This window comes from Microbacterium sp. NPDC058342 (assembly GCF_042723935.1).
Lineage (GTDB): Bacteria > Actinomycetota > Actinomycetes > Actinomycetales > Microbacteriaceae > Microbacterium.
The window spans coordinates 1,201,895-1,220,371 of the sequence record NZ_JBHXID010000001.1 but is presented as its reverse complement, the minus strand read 5'-3'; the positions used below and the strand labels follow the sequence as shown (position 1 = coordinate 1,220,371).

Annotated in this window: 19 protein-coding genes; 9 read left to right on the top strand and 10 right to left on the bottom strand. The window is 69.6% G+C overall.

The window, feature by feature from the left end:
- Positions 1-134 precede the first annotated feature (134 nt).
- The 3 genes from ACFWHT_RS05505 to ACFWHT_RS05495 are packed head-to-tail and all read right to left on the bottom strand — an operon-like array spanning position 135 to position 2,391.
- Complete coding sequence (locus ACFWHT_RS05505) at positions 135-1,433, bottom strand: GNAT family N-acetyltransferase (RefSeq protein ID WP_378826211.1); 1,299 nt, start codon at positions 1,431-1,433, stop codon at positions 135-137.
- A 47-nt stretch (positions 1,434-1,480) separates the two neighbouring features.
- On the bottom strand, positions 1,481-1,726 hold the full coding sequence (locus ACFWHT_RS05500; protein WP_378826209.1) for a zf-HC2 domain-containing protein: 246 nt from the start codon (positions 1,724-1,726) through the stop codon (positions 1,481-1,483).
- Positions 1,723-2,391, bottom strand: coding sequence for a sigma-70 family RNA polymerase sigma factor (locus ACFWHT_RS05495; RefSeq protein WP_378826207.1), 669 nt, complete (start codon positions 2,389-2,391; stop codon positions 1,723-1,725). The genes ACFWHT_RS05500 and ACFWHT_RS05495 overlap by 4 nt, the downstream gene beginning before the upstream one ends.
- Before the next feature lie 50 nt (positions 2,392-2,441).
- Between ACFWHT_RS05495 and aroA the strand changes: the two genes are divergently transcribed.
- The 3 genes from aroA to bcp are packed head-to-tail and all read left to right on the top strand — an operon-like array spanning position 2,442 to position 5,306.
- Complete coding sequence (gene aroA, locus ACFWHT_RS05490) at positions 2,442-3,767, top strand: 3-phosphoshikimate 1-carboxyvinyltransferase (protein WP_378826205.1); 1,326 nt, start codon at positions 2,442-2,444, stop codon at positions 3,765-3,767.
- Entirely contained in the window at positions 3,764-4,810 is a 1,047-nt protein-coding gene (gene rsgA, locus ACFWHT_RS05485) for a ribosome small subunit-dependent GTPase A (protein WP_378826202.1), read from the top strand. The genes aroA and rsgA overlap by 4 nt, the downstream gene beginning before the upstream one ends.
- Positions 4,811-4,832: 22 nt before the next feature.
- Positions 4,833-5,306: a thioredoxin-dependent thiol peroxidase gene (bcp, locus tag ACFWHT_RS05480; protein WP_378826200.1), complete on the top strand. Its 474-nt coding sequence runs from the start codon at positions 4,833-4,835 to the stop codon at positions 5,304-5,306.
- A 3-nt stretch (positions 5,307-5,309) separates the two neighbouring features.
- On the opposite strand, the gene ACFWHT_RS05475 is transcribed toward bcp, so the two are convergent.
- Positions 5,310-5,744: a hypothetical protein gene (locus ACFWHT_RS05475; protein ID WP_378826198.1), complete on the bottom strand. Its 435-nt coding sequence runs from the start codon at positions 5,742-5,744 to the stop codon at positions 5,310-5,312.
- A 203-nt stretch (positions 5,745-5,947) separates the two neighbouring features.
- Here ACFWHT_RS05475 and ACFWHT_RS05470 point away from each other — a divergent pair, with 203 nt between their 5' ends.
- Entirely contained in the window at positions 5,948-6,196 is a 249-nt protein-coding gene (locus tag ACFWHT_RS05470; RefSeq protein WP_378826196.1) for a WhiB family transcriptional regulator, read from the top strand.
- An 84-nt stretch (positions 6,197-6,280) separates the two neighbouring features.
- On the opposite strand, the gene ACFWHT_RS05465 is transcribed toward ACFWHT_RS05470, so the two are convergent.
- Complete coding sequence (locus tag ACFWHT_RS05465) at positions 6,281-7,756, bottom strand: sensor histidine kinase (RefSeq protein ID WP_378826194.1); 1,476 nt, start codon at positions 7,754-7,756, stop codon at positions 6,281-6,283.
- 62 nt (positions 7,757-7,818) lie between these two features.
- On the bottom strand, positions 7,819-8,214 hold the full coding sequence (locus ACFWHT_RS05460; RefSeq protein WP_378826192.1) for an Rv3235 family protein: 396 nt from the start codon (positions 8,212-8,214) through the stop codon (positions 7,819-7,821).
- Between the two features lie 157 nt (positions 8,215-8,371).
- On the opposite strand from ACFWHT_RS05460, the gene ACFWHT_RS05455 reads away from it, so the two are divergent.
- Positions 8,372-8,968 carry a hypothetical protein gene (locus tag ACFWHT_RS05455; RefSeq protein ID WP_378826190.1) on the top strand — a complete coding sequence of 199 codons (597 nt, stop codon included), beginning with the start codon at positions 8,372-8,374 and terminating at the stop codon, positions 8,966-8,968.
- A gap of 14 nt (positions 8,969-8,982) precedes the next feature.
- On the opposite strand, the gene ACFWHT_RS05450 is transcribed toward ACFWHT_RS05455, so the two are convergent.
- Complete coding sequence (locus ACFWHT_RS05450) at positions 8,983-9,261, bottom strand: helix-turn-helix domain-containing protein (RefSeq protein ID WP_378826188.1); 279 nt, start codon at positions 9,259-9,261, stop codon at positions 8,983-8,985.
- 97 nt (positions 9,262-9,358) lie between these two features.
- Here ACFWHT_RS05450 and ACFWHT_RS05445 point away from each other — a divergent pair, with 97 nt between their 5' ends.
- The gene (locus ACFWHT_RS05445; RefSeq protein ID WP_378826186.1) at positions 9,359-9,973 is read left to right on the top strand and encodes an SAF domain-containing protein; all 615 of its coding nucleotides are present in this window, start codon (positions 9,359-9,361) and stop codon (positions 9,971-9,973) included.
- Positions 9,970-11,172, top strand: a complete 1,203-nt coding sequence (locus ACFWHT_RS05440) for a CpaE family protein (RefSeq protein ID WP_378826184.1) — start codon at positions 9,970-9,972, stop codon at positions 11,170-11,172. The genes ACFWHT_RS05445 and ACFWHT_RS05440 overlap by 4 nt, the downstream gene beginning before the upstream one ends.
- Here ACFWHT_RS05440 and ACFWHT_RS05435 read toward each other — a convergent pair.
- Together ACFWHT_RS05435 and secA are read right to left on the bottom strand one after the other, a co-directional pair.
- Positions 11,120-12,343, bottom strand: a complete 1,224-nt coding sequence (locus tag ACFWHT_RS05435; protein ID WP_378826182.1) for a pyridoxal phosphate-dependent aminotransferase — start codon at positions 12,341-12,343, stop codon at positions 11,120-11,122. The genes ACFWHT_RS05440 and ACFWHT_RS05435 overlap by 53 nt on opposite strands.
- Before the next feature lie 83 nt (positions 12,344-12,426).
- Complete coding sequence (gene secA / locus ACFWHT_RS05430; protein WP_378826180.1) at positions 12,427-15,201, bottom strand: preprotein translocase subunit SecA; 2,775 nt, start codon at positions 15,199-15,201, stop codon at positions 12,427-12,429.
- A 212-nt stretch (positions 15,202-15,413) separates the two neighbouring features.
- Here secA and ACFWHT_RS05425 point away from each other — a divergent pair, with 212 nt between their 5' ends.
- Positions 15,414-16,001, top strand: a complete 588-nt coding sequence (locus ACFWHT_RS05425) for a PadR family transcriptional regulator (protein ID WP_378826178.1) — start codon at positions 15,414-15,416, stop codon at positions 15,999-16,001.
- A 185-nt stretch (positions 16,002-16,186) separates the two neighbouring features.
- Positions 16,187-17,512: a hypothetical protein gene (locus ACFWHT_RS05420; protein WP_378826176.1), complete on the top strand. Its 1,326-nt coding sequence runs from the start codon at positions 16,187-16,189 to the stop codon at positions 17,510-17,512.
- 237 nt (positions 17,513-17,749) lie between these two features.
- Here the strand turns inward: ACFWHT_RS05420 and hpf are convergent, their stop codons facing one another.
- A complete protein-coding gene (hpf, locus tag ACFWHT_RS05415; protein WP_378826174.1) occupies positions 17,750-18,406 on the bottom strand; it encodes a ribosome hibernation-promoting factor, HPF/YfiA family in 657 nt (218 codons plus the stop codon).
- Positions 18,407-18,477: the final 71 nt, after the last annotated feature.

Genomic DNA, 18,477 nt, shown 5'->3' with positions numbered 1-18,477 from the left:
CTCACGTGCTTCGTTGCTTGCAGAGAAGGGCGGAGCGGTCTCCGCCTGAAGCGAGGTTATAGTAAAGGTCCTTTTCAGTAAAGACCTTTCCGATTAATGACCCTGACGAGTCCGCGGACTGGCGCGACGAGCGCTCAGTACCAGATGCCCAGCTGCGGCGCCGGGTCGACGAGGAGTGTGCGGGTGAGCGAGGCGATCGCAGCGGCATCGCCGTCGACTCGCCCGGCGGCTGCCAGTCGGCTCAGTGCCACTCCCCCGGCATAGGCGGCGGAGAACGTCGCCGCCGCCATCGACACGGCGGGCTCACGATGCGTGGGTTCGACATCGGCCGTTCCGTCCGCCCCGACCGTGAGCCGCCACGTCCCCGTGGCGAAGCCGTACGGATCCTCCACCCGCAGCGTGACGTCTGAAGCGTGCTGGTACCGGCGGGCGCGCAGCACGGCTGGAACATCGAGCACGCGCAACCATCCGTGATCGTGCACCGCGAACTCGACCGCGCGCTGATCGGCGACGAGGTACGGGATCGGATCGTCGACGGGACGCAGGTCCGCTTCGACACGGTTGACCAGATCGTGATTGACCGCGAACCCCCACAGCGCACGCAGTGCCTCGTCGGTCTCGGTCACGAGCTGCATGATCTTCAGGATGCTGCGGAACTCGCCCGGGAGCTCCTTGAGGGTGTACGTGAGGATGCCCGTCGTCCGCCCCTGCGCGTCGACATGGCGCACACTGCGGACGTCCCTGCCCTTGTCGGGCCCCTCGCCGAGTCCGGCGGCACGCTTCCAGCGCCCCTGCCATCCGGGCACCTGACCGGAACGGAGCGGCCGGGAGCGCTCGTGCACGGCCTCGAGCTCTCCCACCGCGATGTCGCGCTCGATGTACTCCAGGCGTCCGGACGATGCACCCGCCGCCCAGCCCGCCCGACGGGTGTCGATGGCGACTCTCGCCACGGGCACCGCGGGAGCGAAGCCGTAGCGCGAGTAGATCGTCGCCTCGGAGGCGGTCAGCCCGGCCGCCGGCACCCCCGCCGAGGCAGCCGCGCGAAGTTCGCCTTCGAGGAGGTTGCGGGCGATGCCGCGACGCCGATGCGTGGCCGCGACCGTGACGGAGCTGATCGCCCACAGGGGGATCTCGCCGCCCGGAACGGTCATCGGCGTGACCCACGCATTGACCGTGGCGATCGGCAGGTCGTGAGCGGAGGCATCGGTCTCGTAGACGCCGGTGTTCCGGCGAGTCGCCCAGGCCTCGGTCATGCGCTGCACGGATGCCGCGTCGGGGTCCTCATCGAGGAAACCCCGGGCGTCGGCGCGGACGAAGGCGCCGGCCGCCGCGTCGTCGGTCAGATCGACAATGCGGTAGGCGAATCCCGCATCGCGCAGGCGCCGACCGGATTCGGGGTCGACGGGTACGGTGCGTGCATCGATGAGGTTCACCCGATCAGCCTATCGACCGGCTCCGGGCGCTGGTCGGCCGATCCTGATCAGTGCGCGGTGGCCTGCACCGCGCGCAGGCGTGCGAACACCTGCTCCCGCAGCTCTTCGGGGGCGGTCTCCCTGCAGGCGCGCGCCACGACCTCGGTGAGCGTCTTGGCCACCAGCGCCTCGTCCTTGCACGACGGGCAGTTCTCCAGATGCTCGCGGATGTCGGCGTGCTCGGTGTGACACACCTCGTTGCGGAGGTACTCCTCCAGGTCCCGGCGGGCCTTGTCGCAGCCGCAGTCGCTCATTCCGTGCTCCTCGATCGGGCCGCTGCGATCCCTCGCTCGGCGGCATAGTCGGCCAGCAGCTCCCGCAGCATCCGCCTGCCACGGTGCAGGCGGCTCATCACGGTGCCGATGGGGGTCTTCATGATGTCGGCGATCTCCTGGTACGAGAATCCCTCGACATCGGCGAGGTACACGGCCAGGCGGAAGTCCTCCGGCACCTCCTGCAGCGCATCCTTGACGACGGATGCGGGCATCCGGTCGATCGCCTCAGCCTCGGCGGAGCGGCCGTGCGAGGCGGTCGTCGACTCCGCACCGCCCAGCTGCCAGTCCTCGAGCTCGTCGATGGTGCCCTGGAACGGCTCGCGCTGACGCTTGCGGTAGATGTTGATGTACGTGTTCGTCAGGATGCGGTACAGCCACGCCTTGAGGTTCGTGCCCTGCGTGAAAGACGACCAGGCCGCGTACGCCTTCACGAAGGTCTCCTGCACCAGGTCTGCCGCATCGGCGGGGTTGCGCGTCATGCGCATGGCCGCCGCGTAGAGCTGATCCATGAAGGGGATCGCCTGCTCCTCGAAGTCGCGTCGAGGATCCGCGGTTGTCGTCTCGTCCATCACCGGCCAGTCTAGGCGGGCGAGCACGTCGGCTGCGGGGCGGTCGAGGTCGCCGAGCGTCAGGGTCTCAGACATCCGTCACCTCTTCTCTCCGCGTGTCACAGGCTTCACTAGGCTTAGAACCGATGAGCAACGAACGGTATTCCCCCGCCCCGGCACGCGGCTCCTACCTCGCGCCGGCCGTCGAGCTGCCCGTGACCGCCTCCCTGGCGATCCCCGGCTCGAAGTCGCTGACCAATCGGGAGCTGCTGATCGCCGCGATCGCCGACGGACCCGGCCGCCTGCTGCGACCGCTGCACTCCGACGACTCCCGCCGCATGGTCGAAGCGCTCCGTCAGCTGGGCATCGGCATCGAGGAGGTGCCCTCCGACGGCGAGTTCGGTCCCGATCTGCTGGTGACCCCCGCCCCGCTGCGCGGAGGGACGACGATCGACTGCGGCCAGGCGGGCACGGTCATGCGATTCATCGCCCCGCTCGCCGGTCTCGCCTCGGACGACGTTCATCTGACCGCGCACGAGACGGCGCTGCACCGACCGATGGGCACGCTGATCAGCGGCCTGCGCGACCTGGGTGTGGACGTCGACGACGAGGGCACCTGGTCGCTACCGTTCACGATCCACGGGCACGGTCGCATCCTCGGCGGCCGGGTCGAGATCGATGCCTCCGGCTCCAGCCAGTTCGTCTCGGGACTGCTGCTGGCCGCTCCCCGATTCGACGTCGGACTGCACCTCGTGCACACCGGCGAGCATCTGCCGAGCCTGCCGCACATCGACATGACGATCGAGTCGCTCAGCCGGCGCGGGATCCGCATCGAGCGCCCCGCCGTGGGCGAGTGGCTGGTCGAAGCCGGGATCCCGCGCGCCAAGGACGTGGCGATTGAGCCCGATCTCTCCAACGCCGCACCGTTCCTCGCAGCCGCCCTGGTGACCGGAGGCGAGGTCACCGTGACGGGATGGCCGCTGCACTCCACCCAGCCGGGCGCCCTGCTGCCCGACATCCTGCACGCCATGGGCGCGCACACCTCACGCCACGGCGGCGCACTCACGGTGCGGGCGGGCGAGGGCATCCGGGGCCTCGACCTCGACCTGTCGGCGGCGAGCGAGCTGACCCCGACGATCGCCGGACTCGCGGCCTTCGCCGACGGGCCCACGACCATCCGCGGGGTCGGTCACATCCGCGCGCACGAGACCGACCGCATCGCGGCGCTGGTCGGCAACCTGCGGGCACTCGGCGGAGACGCCGAGGAACTGCCCGACGGCCTGCGCATCGTCCCCGTTCCGCTCCGAGGCGGGGCGTGGCCTGCGCATCACGACCACCGCATGGCCACCACGGGCGCCCTGATCGGGCTTCGGGTGCCGGGCGTCGAGATCGACGACATCGGCACCACCGCGAAGACCCTCCCCGAGTTCACGATGCTGTGGGAGCGGATGCTGACGGGCGCCACCGCGTGAGCTGGCTGGGCGGGGACGACGCCGAGCTCGACGAGTTCGACGAGTTCGACGAGAGCAGCATCCGGACCCGCCCCAACCCGAAGGCCAACCGGCCGCGCACCAAGCGCCGCCCCGCTCACGAGGATGCCGAGATCGGTCGCATCCTGGGCGTCGACCGAGGCCGCTACAGCGTCCTGCTCCGCGAGGACCGGGCCGACGAGCGCACCGTGACCGCCGCGCGCGCCCGTGAGCTCAGGCGCACGGCGATCGTCACCGGCGATCGCGCGCGCGTGGTCGGCGACACGACGGGCGACGAGGGCACCCTGGGACGCATCGTCGGGCTCGTCGAGCGCAGCTCGCTGCTGCGTCGCAGCGCGGATGACACCGATCAGGTCGAGCGCGTCGTCGTCGCGAACGCCGACCAGATGCTGATCGTCGTGGCGGCCGCGGATCCCGAGCCGCGAGCGCGACTCGTCGACCGCTACCTCGTGGCGGCCCTGGATGCCGGCATCCGCCCCCTCCTGGTCGTCACCAAGACCGATCTCGCCGATCCATCCGCCTTCCTCGCCCACTTCGACGGTCTCGACCTCACAGTGTTCACGAGCGCCAGGGGCGAGATGCCCGTGGACGAGATCGGCGCAGCGCTGGTCGGGCACTCGACGGTCTTCGTCGGGCACTCCGGGGTCGGCAAGTCGACACTCGTGAACGCCCTCGTGCCCGGCGCGGGAAGGGCGACCGGACACGTGAACGAGGTCACGGGGCGCGGCCGCCACACCTCCTCGTCGACCGTCTCGCTGCGGTACACCGGGCCGTCGGGTAGCGGGTGGGTGATCGACACCCCCGGCGTCCGCTCGTTCGGTCTCGGACATGTCGACCCGGCGAACATCCTCGCCGCCTACACCGAGCTCGCCGAGATCGCCGAGGACTGCCCGCGAGGATGCACGCACCTGCCCGACGCCGAGGACTGCGCGCTCAACGAGGCCGCGGCGGACGGAACGCTGTCCGAGACCGGACGGGCTCGCCTGGAGTCGCTGCAGCGCCTGCTGGCGACCTTCGGCGGATGAGCCGGGCGGCTAGGCTGGCCGGGTGACGACCAGACTGGCACCAGGCTCCCCCGCTCCCGACTTCACCCTCGCCGACCAGGACGGCACCGACGTCTCGCTGTCCGACCTGCGCGGCCAGAAGGCCATCCTTTACTTCTATCCCGCCGCCATGACCCCGGGATGCACGACGCAGGCGTGTGATTTCCGCGACAGCATCTCCTCTCTCCAGGGCGCGGGCTACACCGTCGTCGGCGTCTCCCGGGACGAGCCCGCGAAGCTGCGCGAGTTCCGCGAACGCGACGGGCTGACGTTCCAGCTCCTCAGCGACCCCGACCACGCCGTGCACTCCGCATACGGAGTGTGGGGCGAGAAGATGAACTACGGGAAGGTGGTCGAAGGCGTGATCCGCTCGACCTTCGTCATCGACGAGCAGGGCGTCATCGAACTGGCACAGTACAACGTCAGGGCCACCGGCCACGTGGCGCGGCTGCGCAAGACCCTGGGCGTCGACGCCTGAGGATCACTCGTCGCCGGCGGCACGATCGCGCGGAGACGGCGCCGCGCTTCCCTGCAGCCGGGGGTCGGACGCGCCGTCCCGGCGCACCGCCGCGATGAGCGCGACCAGGCCGGCGATCCCCGTGACTCCCAGCGCCAGGACGAACAGCCAGGGCGTGGGCGCGATGCTCAGCGCGGCGAGCGCGAGCGCGATGCCGAGCACCTGGAACAGGATGCCGCCGGAGCGCGCCCAAGATGCGCGGCGCAGGGTGCCGACGGCGAAGGCGATCAGCGCCGCGGCACCGAGCAGCGTCAGCACGATCAGCGCGAGACCGTTCGCGAGCGACGTCGCGTCGCCGGCTCCGAGCGCGAAGAGCTCGACCAGTCCGATCACCACGAGGGCGATCCCCTCGAGACCGAGGATGACGGCCGCGATGCCTGCCGGTCCGAAACGACGCACACGCGCTCCTCTCAAGAGCTGTCATAAAACCCTTGATTTCAGCTTATTTCTGTAACACAATGGTGAAAGCCATGTGCTCCCACATCGGAGTGGGGCGGGTTACTCCCCGCATGACCAGGGTAGCTGACTCCCGATCCGCTCCCGAACTCGAGTGCCCGATCACGGTCACACCACACCGATCACGAATTCTGAGGAGCCATCAAATGGATTGGCGCGACAAAGCGGCATGCCTGACTGTCGACCCCGAGCTGTTCTTCCCCGTCGGGAACACCGGCCCGGCGGTCGATCAGATCGAGAAGGCGAAGACCGTCTGCGCGACCTGCACCGTCACCGAGATCTGCCTGCAGTACGCCCTCGAGTCCGGTCAGGACTCCGGCGTGTGGGGCGGCCTCTCGGAGGACGAACGCCGCGCTCTCAAGCGTCGCGCCGCCCGCGCCCGGCGCGCCGGCTGACACGGATCTCTTATCGCGCGAAGCGCCGGCCGGACCTCGAGGTCCGGCCGGCGCTTTCGTCTCGGCTGCTCCGCCGCGGACGGCTCAGGCCGTGATCCACCGCATCGGGATCTCGATGGTCACCTGCGTTCCCTCGCCCTCCGTGCCCTTCCAGTCGATGCTTCCGCTCAACTCGCCTTGGATGAGCGTGCGCACGATCTGCGTGCCCAGTCCCTGCCCCACACGTCCTTCCGGGAGCCCGTGACCGCTGTCGGTCACGGTGACCCGCAGCATCTCGGCGGTGCGCGACGCCTCGATGCGCACGATGCCCTCGCGGCCGGCGAGACCGTGCTCGACGGCGTTCGTGACCACTTCGGTCAGGGCGAGCGCCAACGGGGTGGCGTACTCGCTGGGCAGCACGCCGAACCGGCCCTCGAGCTGGGTGCGGGCCCGCGTGTTGGGTGCGGCGGCCACCTCGGCGACGAGCTTCAGCACCCGATCGAACACCTCGTCGAAGTCGACCGTCTGCGCCAGCCCGCTGGCGAGTGTGTCATGGACGACCGCGATCGATTCGACGCGGCGCATCGCCTGGGTCAGCGCTTCGCGGGCCTCGTCGGAGTGTGTGCGGCGCGCCTGGATGCGCAGCAGCGACGCGACGGTCTGCAGGTTGTTCTTGACACGGTGGTGGATCTCGCGGATCGTCGCGTCCTTGGTGATCAGCTCCTGCTCCTGGTGGCGCAGCTCGGAGACGTCGCGGCAGAGCACGATCGCTCCCGTGCGGGTGCCGTGGTCTTTGAGAGGGATCGCGCGCAGCGAGACGGTGACACCGCGCGCTTCCATGTCGGTGCGCCAGGGCGCACGACCGGTCACGACGACCGGCAGCGATTCGTCCACCTGCCGCGAGGGAGGGACGATACGGGTGGTGACCTCTGCCAGCGACTCGCCTTCGAGCTCGTCGTCGAAGCCCATCCGGTTGAATGCGGACAGGGCGTTGGGGCTCGCGAACGTCGTGATGCCGTCGACGTCGAGGCGGATCAGGCCGTCGGAGGCTCGCGGTGCGCCGCGACGAGGTGCGGTGGGTGCAGCGAGATCGGGGAACTCGCCGGAGGAGATCATGCGGAACAGCTCGTTCGCGCACTCGTCGAAGCTGATCTGCTGCCGCGACGGCATGCGGGCCTCGCCCAGATTGGTGTGCCGGGTGACCACGCCGAGCACCACGCGGTCCTGATCCCTGCCGCGCACGATCGGCACGGCGCGCACGCGCGTGGGAGTCTCCTCGAACCAGTCCGGCGACGACGAGTCGACGATCTCGCCGGTCTCAAATGCGGCCTGCACCTGCGTGCGCCACTGGGGGCGGACCTTCTCGCCCACGATGTCGCGGTAGAACAGGGTGGCCGCGCCGCTGGGACGCGAGTGCGTGACGGCGACGAAGGAGCCTTCGGATCCCTCGACCCAGATGACGATGTCCGCCGAGGCGAGGTCGGCGAGCAGCTGCCCGTCGCCGGCGAGTCGATGGAGCCATTCGACGTCCGCGTCGGTCAAGCGGCCCTGGGAGTGGACGAGATCACTGAGGGTGGACACGCGTTCAGCCTACTGGGCGCATCGGGGCAGGCCCTGGGCGGCGGTCCTCGATCGGCGGATGCTCACAGGACGGCGAACGAACTCGCCCGCCATCTGCCGTCGAGTCCCTCGAGACGCACGGCCACCGCGCGCGTGCGTCCGGGGCCCGCGACGATGACCACAGCCTCGACCACGCCGTCGCTGGGCGCCGTGTCGCGGATGGAGAGGATCCGGAAGCTCGGACGGGCCGGAGCGACTCCACGGGCGCTGCGGGCGCGGGCGGAGAGGTTGGCCCGCGTGGCCATCGCACGGAACGCGTCCTCGCTGAGCCATCGCGCCAGCTGATCGACCTCGCGCACGCCGGCCAGAACCTCCAGGGCGCCCTGCGTCAGGGCCCTCAGCAGCGGAACCGGGTCGGGCAGCCGTGCCGCCGAGGTGGGCTGCGGCGCGAAGTACTCGGTCAGCGTCGTCGTCATCATTCCGCGATCCCCCCGGTTCGTGGCAGTTCTTCGATGAAGGTGTGCGTGGCGGTGCCTTCTTGCAGTACAGCATGGGCCGGGCCGCAGAGGAAGCTCCGCGATCGCATCTGTGGATAACTCGTACGTCGTCATGCCCGATCGCTCTACCCTCGTACACGTGGAATGGGAGCACCTCTTCGACGACCTCGAGGGTCAGCTCGCTGCGGAGTGGGAGGCCGAGCGCGCGGCGCTGGCCGCCGAGTCCGAGCGCCTGCGCATCTCGAAGCTGACGCTGCGGGAACGGATGCGGATCATGTCCGCGGGCGGCGCGCGAGTCGGGATCGAGCTCACGACCGGCGAGCGCTGGGACAGCGTGCTGCGGGCGGTGGGAGCCGACTGGGTCGGCGTCGGGATCGCGGGCGAGCACCGGCTGCGGATCGTGCCCTCGGCGGCGATCACCGCGATCGGAGCCGATCACGGCGTGCTGCTCGCCGGCCTCGAGGCGGGCATGGCCGGCGAGGGTCTGCGGGAGCGGATGACATTCGGCTTCGTGATGCGCGACCTCGCCCGCCGACGCACGCCGGTCACGGTGCGCCGCACAGGCGCCGATCCGCAGCACGGCACCATCGATCGCGCGGGTGCCGACCATCTGGATCTCGCGCTGCATGATCGAAGCGAGCCGCGTCGGCCCCGGGCCGTGCAGGGTTTCCGTCTCATCCCCTTCGACGCCGTGTCGTGGGTGCGGGTCGAGGGCGACGCCTCGGCCGCGCTGTGAGCGGGCCCGGGTGATCAGTCCCGACGGTAGGGCGTGGTCCCCCAGAGCTCGGGGAAGCTCGCCTCGTTCGCCTGCCGCCACAGCGCCATGCGCCTGGCCTCTTCGGACTGCTCGGCGAGGTACTCCGCGATGCTGGACTCCTCTACGCGCCAGCGGGGCGGTGATCCGAGCTGCGCGCCGCGCAGGCGACCGTGATGCACGAGCTCGATCACCTCATCGACCTCGATGCTCAGCAGCTCGGCGACCTGCGCGGGCGCGAGGAAGCGAGGAGCGATGTCGGATGCTTCGGGCATGGCTTCATTCTCTCCCGGCCCGGGGCCGCCGGCGCCTGCGAATCCCCCCTGTGGATAACTTTTCGGACGCAAGACCGGAATCTGTGACGATGACTGCATGATGCGTCCGCTCGCCCGCCGTCCGTTCTTCGGCGACCTCAGGTTCATCATCGGGCTCGTGCTCGTCGTGGTCTCGGTCGTCGGCGTCTGGCTGCTCGTCGCCTCGTCACGGCAGACCGTTCCCGTGCTGCAGGCCACGCGCACGGTCCTGCCGGGCGAGACGATCACGTCCGCCGACCTGCAGGTGATCGAGGTGGGCCTGGGAGCCCTCACCGACGCCTACCTCGGCCCGCAGGACCTCGATCCAGGCGCAGTGGCCACTCGGACTCTGCCGAAGGGCGAGCTGGTGCCCGCCTCGGCGATCGGCGACGAGGCCGAGGTGCGCACGACCACCGTCGTGGTCAGCAGCACGACGATCCCGGCCGGGCTCGCTCCGGGCGCCGTCGTGGAGCTCTGGCATGCTCCGCCGGTCGAGGACGGCCGCTCCTTCGACAAGCCGCGGGTCCTCGTCGGGGATGCGATCATCGCTCACGTGGCGGAGGCCGACGGGATGCTCAGTCAGAGCCGCACCGACGTCGAGCTCGTGATCGATCGAGCCGATGTCGCCGATGTCCTCGCGGCCATCACCGGCGGTTCAGCGATCTCGATCGTCCCCGGCGGAGCGGGATCATGACCCGCGTGCTGATCGTGGCTCCTGCGGGCGAGGCCGCCATCATGGCATCGGATCTCGAGCTGGAAGGCGTGGAGGTGCGGTGCCTGACGGCGGATGCCCTGCGCGCGGAGACGCTCGACGGCATCGATGCGGTGCTGCTCGCGCCGACCCGCTCTCTCCTCTCGCCCGATCTCGTCACGGCATGCGACCGGGCCGGCGCCCGCCTGCTGCCGATCGGTCCGGCGGATTCCCGGCTCGTCGCGCGCTTCGGGCTGCCCGCGCCGCTTCCCTACGACACACCGGCGCCACGGATCCTCGCGGCACTGACCGCGTCCACGACCGCGCAGACCCCTCCGGCGCAGCCGGCGCGGGTCGTCGCGGTGTGGGGACCGCACGGCGCGCCCGGTCGTTCGATGATCGCCGTCCAGCTCGCGGTGGAGTTCTCCCGTGCTGCGAGGCGCACGGCTCTCGTGGATGCGGACAGCGTCGCCCCCTCGCTGGCGATCCAGCTCGGGCTGGGCGACGATGCACCGGGGCTGGCAGCCGCGTGTCGACGGGCCGAGCTGGGCACCCTCGACGTCGCCGAGCTGTCGCGCCTGTCGATGCCGGTGGAGACCTCCGGCGGAACACTGGAGGTGCTGGGCGGTCTGAACCGGCCGAGTCGTTGGCCTGAGCTCGGGGCCTCACGCGTGCGCGCGACGCTCGCCGCATGCCGCTCGTGGCTCGACGAGACGGTGGTGGACGTGTCGGCCGCCTTCGACGAAGACGATGACGCCCTCGATCCGGGGGCGCCGTCACGCAACGCGGCGACGACGGCCGCGCTGCTCGAGGCCGATGCGGTCATCGCCGTGCTCTCGGCGGATCCCGTCGGCGTCGGCCGCTTCCTGCGAGGACACGCCGAACTTCAGCACCTGCTCGGCGGGACCCCGATCACGGTGGTCGCCAACCGCGTCAGGCCGGGTCCGCTCGGCATCGACGCGCGCGGGCAGATCCGGCGCACGCTCGAGAGGTTCGCCGGGATCGAGGATGTCGCGTTCGTGCCCGACGATCAGCGCTCGGCGGATGCCGCGGCGCTGCACGCCCGGGCGGTCGCCGATGTCGCGCCGCGCTCTGCACTGGTCGCCGCGGTCCGCCGCATCGCGGCGGGCCTCGATGCCCGCACCGAGGTCACTGCCGGTAGCTCGCGAGGAAGTTCCCGAGCCGCTCGACGGCCTCGCTGAGCACGCGCGCCTCGGGCAGGGTGACCACGCGCAGGTGGTCGGGGCGGGGCCAGTTGAAGCCTGTGCCCTGCACCAGCAGGATCTTCTCGGACACGAGCAGATCGTAGACGAGCTTCTCGTCGTCGCGGATCTCGTGGACCTCGGGGTCGAGCCGTGGGAAGGCGTACAGGGCTCCCGCGGGCTTCACGCAGCTGACACCGGGGATCGCCTCGAGTCCTTCCCAGGCGATGTCGCGCTGCTCGTGCAGCCGACCGGAGGGCGCGATGAGGGCGTCGATCGACTGCACGCCGCCCAGCGCCGCCTGCACGGCGTGCTGTGCGGGCACGTTCGGGCACAGGCGTGTGGATGCCAGCAGTGTGATCCCCTCGAGGAATCCTCTGGCATGGGCTTTGGGACCGGTGATCACCAGCCAGCCGGAGCGATAGCCCGCCACCCGATACGTCTTCGAAAGGCCGTTGAAGGTCAGGCACAGCAGGTCGGGCGCGAGCGTCGCCGTCGGGATGTGCTTCGCGTCGTCGAAGAGGATGCGGTCATAGATCTCGTCGGAGAGCAGCAGCAGCTGGTTCTCGCGCGCGATCTGCACGAGTCCTTCCAGCACCTCGCGGGAGTACACCGCGCCGGTGGGGTTGTTCGGATTGATGATGACGATCGCCTTCGTCTGGGGCGTCACCTTCGAGCGGATGTCGTCGAGGTCGGGCTGCCAGCCGTTCTCCTCGTCGCACAGGTAGTGCACCGGTGTGCCCCCGGCGAGGGAGGTCATGGCCGTCCACAGCGGATAGTCGGGAGCCGGGATCAGCACCTCGTCGCCCTGGTCGAGCAGCGCCTGCATCACCATCGTGATGAGCTCGGAGACGCCGTTGCCCAGGTAGACGTCGTCCGGATCGAAGCGGGGGAATTCCGCGATCTCCTCGTAACGGCTCACGACGGCGCGACGGGCGGAGATCACGCCCTTGCTGTCGCTGTATCCGTGTGCGGTGGGCAGGGCGGCCAGCATGTCGCGGACGATCTGGTGCGGCGCCTCGAATCCGAACGTCGCCGGGTTGCCGGTGTTCAGCTTGAGGATCTGGTGACCCTCCGCCTCAAGACGCGCCGCCTCGACCAGCGCCTTGCCGCGGATCTCGTAGAGGACGTTCTTGAGCTTGGACGACTGGTCCAGGGTTCGGCGGGTCATCCGCCAAGAATAGCGGTCTCGCGGGAGCGCCCCGTCCACCGGGAAGGGCCGGTCCGCGCGGGTCCGGCCCTGTTCCCCGCGCTCTACTTCCTGCGGTTCTGAGCGCGACGCTGCTCACGGTTTCCGGCCGGCGCCTCCTCGGCATCCGTCTTCTGTCCGAACGCACCGCGGGCGGGCTCCTCCGACTGCTGCCCGGCCTTGCGCATGCGCGCGGTCGCCGCCTGCTGCACCTGACCGCGCTCGTTGCGCACCTCGACGTCGCCCGAGTCGTTCGGGGCGGAGTACTCGAGCTTCTGCTCGGGCTGCTGGTCCACCAGGCCCTTCGCCTCGACCTCGGTCTGATCGGCCCCCGCACGACGCACCTCGACCTCGAGGTTGTAGAGGTAGCCCACCGACTCCTCCTTGATCTGCCCCATCATCGACTGGAACATGGCGTAGCCCTCGCGCTGATACTCGATCAGCGGATCGCGCTGGGCCATCGCCCGCAGTCCGATGCCGTCCTTGAGGTAGTCCATCTCGTACAGGTGGTCGCGCCAGCGACGATCGAGCACCTGCAGCACCACGCGTCGCTCCAGCTCGCGCGTCGCGGCCTCGCCGAGCGACTCCTCGCGCTTCTCGTACGCGATGAGGGCATCCGAGAGCAGCTCGCGCTTCAGGCCTTCGGAGCTGATGCCGCCCTTGCGGCCCGCCGCCTCGGCAACGACCTCGTCGATGGAGACGTTCATCGGGTACAGGGTCTTCAGCTCGGTCCAGAGCGCGTCGAAGTCCCAGCTCTCCGTGTGCCCCTCGGCCGTGTGGTCGTCGACCACGCCGCCGATGGCGTCCTCGATGAAGTGACGGACGCGCCCGGCGATGTCATCGCCCTGCAGGATGTGCCGGCGATCGGCGTAGATCGCCTCGCGCTGCCGGTTGAGCACGTCGTCGTACTTGAGGACGTTCTTGCGCATCTCGGCATTGCGCGCCTCGACCTGCGACTGGGCGCTGCGGATGGCACGGCTGACGAGTCCCGACTCGATCGGCACGTCGTCCGGGAAGTTCGTGCGCGCGAGGATCGCCTCGGCGGCGCCGGACTGGAACAGGCGCATGAGGTCGTCGGTGAGGCTCAGGTAGAACCGGCTCTCGCCCGGGTCGCCCTGACGGCCCGACCGCCCGCGCAGCTGGTTGTCGATGCGGCGGGACTCGTGGCGCTCGGTGCCCAGCACGTACAGACCGCCCGCCTCGGCGACCTTCTCGCCCTCCTCGGCGACCTGCTTCTTCATCGCCTCGTAGGCCTCGTCCCAGGCCGCCTCGTACTCCTCCGGCGTCTCCTCGGGATCGAGTCCCTTCGACTTGAGCTCCTGCACGGCGAGGAACTCGGCGTTGCCGCCGAGCATGATGTCGGTGCCGCGACCGGCCATGTTGGTGGCGACCGTGACCGCCCCCAGCTTGCCCGCGAGCGCGACGATCTCGGCCTCTCGCGCGTGGTTCTTGGCGTTGAGCACCTCGTGCTTGACGCCCTTCTTGGCCAGCAGTCGCGAGAGGTACTCGCTCTTCTCGACGCTGACCGTTCCGACCAGAACGGGCTGCCCGGTGGTGTGGCGCTCCGCGATGTCCTCGACGACCTGGGCGAACTTGGCCTGCTCGTTCTTGTAGACGAGGTCGGGCTGGTCCTTGCGGATCATCGGCCTGTTCGTCGGGATGGGAACGACGCCGAGGCTGTAGGTCGACATGAACTCGGCCGCCTCGGTCTCGGCGGTTCCGGTCATGCCCGCCAGCTTGCCGTAGAGGCGGAAGTAGTTCTGCAGGGTCACGGTGGCCAGGGTCTGGTTCTCGGCCTTGACCGGAACGGCCTCCTTGGCCTCGATGGCCTGGTGGATGCCCTCGTTGTACCGGCGACCGACCAGAATGCGGCCGGTGTGCTCGTCGACGATCATGACCTCGTCGTTCATCACGACGTAGTCGGTGTCCTTCTTGAACAGGGCGATCGCCTTGATGGAGTTGTTCAGGAAGGAGATCAGCGGCGTGTTGGCCGACTCGTAGAGGTTGTCGATGCCGAGGTAGTCCTCGACCTTCTCGATGCCGGGCTCGAGCACACCCACCGTGCGCTTCTTCTCGTCGACCTCGTAGTCGACCCCCACCTCGAGGGTGCGGGCGATCTTGGCGAACTCGGTGAACCAGCGATTCGCCTCGCCCGACGACGGTCCGGAGATGATCAGCGGCGTGCGCGCCTCGTCGATGAGGATCGAGTCGACCTCGTCGACGATGGCGTAGAAGTGCTCGCGCTGCACGAGATCCTCCTTGCGCCACGCCATGTTGTCCCGCAGATAGTCGAAGCCGAACTCGTTGTTCGTGCCGTAGGTGATGTCCGCTGCGTACTGCTGACGGCGCACCTCGGGCGTCTGCCCCGAGACGATCGTGCCGGTGGTCATGCCCAGCGCGCGGTGCACACGACCCATGAGCTCGGACTGGTACGAGGCAAGGAAGTCGTTGACCGTGATGATGTGCACGCCCTTGCCGGCGATGGCGTTGAGGTACGACGGGAACGCGGCCACGAGAGTCTTGCCCTCACCGGTCTTCATCTCGGCGATGTTGCCGTTGTGCAGCGCGGCGCCACCCATGATCTGCACGTCGTACGCACGCATGCCAAGGGTGCGGCGCGCCGCCTCGCGAACGGCGGCGAAGGCCTCGGGCATCAGCTGGTCGAGCGTCTCGCCCTTCTCGTAGCGGGCCCGCAGCTCGGCGGTCTCACCGCGCAGCTCCTCGTCGGTGAGCTTCTCGAAGTCGTCCTCCAGCGCGTTCACGGCCTTCACGACCTGCTTCAGCCTGCGGAGGATGCGCCCTTCACCGGCACGCAGCAGCTTCTCGAGAGGATTCGCCACGGATGTCTCCCTTGGGTTCTCGGGCGCCCGGCGAGGGTCACCGCCGGGCATACCGTGCCATGTTACCGGTCTGTGACTTGCGGATGCTGTGTACCCGCGACGCGCGGCTGACGCTGAGGGCGAACGAACACGCCGGGAGTCGGAGTCCTTACGGCTTTTTCCGAGCATGCATATACTCGGAAACGCATTACCGGGAATCGAACGGAGACCACATGTCCGTCCGCCAGAGTCTGCTCGCCATCCTCGACCAGGGCCCCTGTTACGGGTACCAGCTGCGCGCCGAGTTCGATCGCCGCACCGGATCGACGTGGCCGTTGAACGTCGGCCAGATCTACAACACTCTTGAGCGCCTCGAGCGCGACGGCCTGGTGCAGAAGGGCGACATCGACGAGCAGGGTCACGTCTACTGGCGGATCACCGCAGCAGGATCCGTCGAGGCCGCGGAGTGGCTGCGCTCTCCGGTGCCCCGCCAGCCCGGCACGCGCGACGAACTCGCCATCAAGCTGGCACTGGCTGCGACCCTGCCCGGCGCCGACGTCACCGGGGTGATCCGAGCTCAGCGGAGAGCATCGCTGGCTCACCTGCGATCGCTGCAGGGCGCCGCCGACCCCGAGCCGGCGGGTGCCGAGGAACTCGCCAAGTCGCTGGTCATCGACGCGATGATCTTCTCCGCCGAGGCCGAGCTGCGCTGGCTGGATCATGCGCAGCAGCTCCTGGCCCGGCATCCCGGACCCGAGCTGCACCTGGAACTGTCGGCCGAGCGCCCCAAGCGCGGGCGCCCCGCCAAAGCGTCTGTATGAGTGCCCGAGCGGAGAACCGCCTGACCCGCCCCCGACTTCGCCCAGACTCCGTGCTACCCACACCCCCAGGTGCGGCCGGCTGTACCCGGTGGGCGGTATCCCGGGGTCTCAGCGGGAGCGGGTGTTCGCCGAAGGCGCATCGGATGCACAGCACGCGCATCACCGGACGAACGTAGGATCGATACATGGCCGGATTCTGGGGCAGACGCAAACGTGAAGAGGAAGCACTCACCGCGCAGGACGCGGATCTCGCGCGCCGCGCCGAGCAGGCGCTGGTCGCCGCCGACGAGCGCATCCGCACCACCTCGGATGAGCTCGTGTTCGCGCAGGCGGAGCTCGGCGACTCCCTGACCTCCGACCTGAAGGCCGCCCTCGACGCCGTGCGCACGCACCTGCGCGAGGCCTTCCAGCTGCACCAGCTGAACCACGACGAGATCCCCGACACGGTCGAGGAGCTGCGCACGCGCAACGCCCGCATCGTGCAGCTGTGCGACTGGGCCGAGAATCTGCTCGACGAGAAGACCGGCGTCCTCGCCGAGACGATCGCGAAGGTGCGTCGCGCGCCCGAGATCGTCGCGCAGGTCAGGAAGGACGCACAGGCGCTGGAGGCACGCATCCCGCAGGCGCGCGAGACCATCGCCCGCCTGTCGTCGCGCTACGCCGAGACCGCCATGCGCCGCATCGCCTCCTCCGGAGACGAGGCCGCACAGCTGATCGCGTTCGCGACCCATGGCGCCGACGTGTCGGAGCGCCGCCGAGAGGCCAAGCAGAACGAAGAGGCGAACCTGGCTCTCGAGACCGCCACCGAGGCCGTCAGACGCGCCGGAGCCATGCTCGATGCGGTCGAGGACTTCGAGATCCAGGCTCTGCGCGCCGAGTCGACGCTCGCGGACGTGGTCGCCGACTCCCGGGGCGACATCGTCGCGGCTCGCACCGCCCCGCAGACCCCGGAGGTCCGGGCTGCCACCTCCGCCCTGGAGAGCGCCCTGGCCGCTCTCGCCCCCACGGGTACCCTCAACGATCCGTTCGCAGAGCTGACCGAGCTGCGATCGGCGAACTCCGCCCTCGACGAGGTCATCGCCAAGGCGCAGTACCGGGCCCAGAATCCGCTCCCCTCCCTCGCCCAGGTCCAGCACGCCCTCGACGACGCGGATCGTCAGCTCGGCGTCGCGCGCGGGCTCATCGCCGGCCACCGCGGCTGGATCGGAGCGGATGCCCGCACCCGGCTCGCCGAGGCCGAGCGCCTTCGCGTCGACGTACCGGCGATGCTCCCGGCAGAGGACACCCGCGAGCAGGCGCTCTCGGCCTCTCGGCGCATCGCCCAGCTCGCATCCGAAGCCCTGCAGCTCGCGCAGCGCGACATCGACTCGGCCCGCCCGCAGACTCAGGGCTGGGGCGGCGACGGCTGGGGCGGCGGCGGACGCCGGGGCGGCATGGGGGGCGGCGACATCGTCGGCGGTGTTCTCGGCGGCCTCGTCATCGGCAGCATCCTGGACGGCATCTTCGACTGACCGACACGCGCAGGTGCGCACAATGATGCGCACGGCGTGTCCCAGAACAGGCGCGTCCTGCCGCCATCACGTCGCCGTTCCTGAGCCGCGCTCAGGGCCGTGTCCCAGAAGCCGCGGGTCCGACCGACGAACACCCGCCGGTTGTGGGACATCCGGGCTCCGACGTCACAGAGGCGCCCGGTCGAACGGAAGAGGCGCCCTCCCGGATCGGGAGGGCGCCTCTCGCACGTCGGGGCTTCAGGACGCGAGCGCCTCCGCCGGCGGCGCGGCCGTGGTGAGAGAGATGACGCCGTAATCCCAGCCCTTGCGGCGGTACACGACGCTGGGGTGATCGGTACGCGCGTCGACGAAGAGGAAGAAGTCGTGGCCCACCAGCTCCATGCGATCGACGGCCTCTTCGACGGTCATCCACTCCGCATCGAAGTTCTTGGTGCGGATGACGACGGGCGAGTAGGCCTCGTCGTCGTCCTCCACGACGGGGATCGCACCGGTGGCGACGGCATGCAGCACGTCTGCCGACGCCGGCTGCACGTCGATTCCCTCGAGCGCCCCGCTGCCCTTCTCGAAGTGCGCGCCACGCGGGTGGTGGCGACCGTCGATGCGCTTCTCCTTCGCGCGGCGGAGCTGCTCGGCGAGCTTGTCGAGCGCAAGGTCCAGCGCCGTGAACTTGTCGGTATCGACCGCCTCTGCGCGAACGACCGGACCCTTGCCGAGGAGCGTGAGCTCCACCGTCTCATCGGGCACGCGACCATTGCGATAGGCACGATGGGTGACCTTGATCTCAAGGCGCTGCGCCTTCGGCGCGAGCGTCTGGATGCGTGCGGTCTTCTCCTCGACTACGGTGCGGAACCGATCGGAGATGCTCACTCCGACGCCGACGATGCTCGTTTCCATCACTGTCTCCTTGTCCCGGTCCTCCCGGCCAAGGGCGGACCGTGGTCGCCTTGTGAACCCCTACCGTAGTC

Bases quoted from the DNA above. Each gene is read 5' to 3' on its own strand.
- ACFWHT_RS05500 (WP_378826209.1), bottom strand. From the start codon at position 1,726: ATGAGCGACTGCGGCTGCGACAAGGCCCGCCGGGACCTGGAGGAGTAC.
- ACFWHT_RS05495 (WP_378826207.1), bottom strand. From the start codon at position 2,391: ATGTCTGAGACCCTGACGCTCGGCGACCTCGACCGCCCCGCAGCCGAC.
- aroA (WP_378826205.1), top strand. From the start codon at position 2,442: ATGAGCAACGAACGGTATTCCCCCGCCCCGGCACGCGGCTCCTACCTC.
- ACFWHT_RS05470 (WP_378826196.1), top strand. From the start codon at position 5,948: ATGGATTGGCGCGACAAAGCGGCATGCCTGACTGTCGACCCCGAGCTG.
- ACFWHT_RS05460 (WP_378826192.1), bottom strand. From the start codon at position 8,214: ATGATGACGACGACGCTGACCGAGTACTTCGCGCCGCAGCCCACCTCG.
- ACFWHT_RS05450 (WP_378826188.1), bottom strand. From the start codon at position 9,261: ATGCCCGAAGCATCCGACATCGCTCCTCGCTTCCTCGCGCCCGCGCAG.
- ACFWHT_RS05445 (WP_378826186.1), top strand. From the start codon at position 9,359: ATGATGCGTCCGCTCGCCCGCCGTCCGTTCTTCGGCGACCTCAGGTTC.
- ACFWHT_RS05440 (WP_378826184.1), top strand. From the start codon at position 9,970: ATGACCCGCGTGCTGATCGTGGCTCCTGCGGGCGAGGCCGCCATCATG.
- ACFWHT_RS05435 (WP_378826182.1), bottom strand. From the start codon at position 12,343: ATGACCCGCCGAACCCTGGACCAGTCGTCCAAGCTCAAGAACGTCCTC.
- ACFWHT_RS05425 (WP_378826178.1), top strand. From the start codon at position 15,414: ATGTCCGTCCGCCAGAGTCTGCTCGCCATCCTCGACCAGGGCCCCTGT.
- ACFWHT_RS05420 (WP_378826176.1), top strand. From the start codon at position 16,187: ATGGCCGGATTCTGGGGCAGACGCAAACGTGAAGAGGAAGCACTCACC.
- hpf (WP_378826174.1), bottom strand. From the start codon at position 18,406: ATGGAAACGAGCATCGTCGGCGTCGGAGTGAGCATCTCCGATCGGTTC.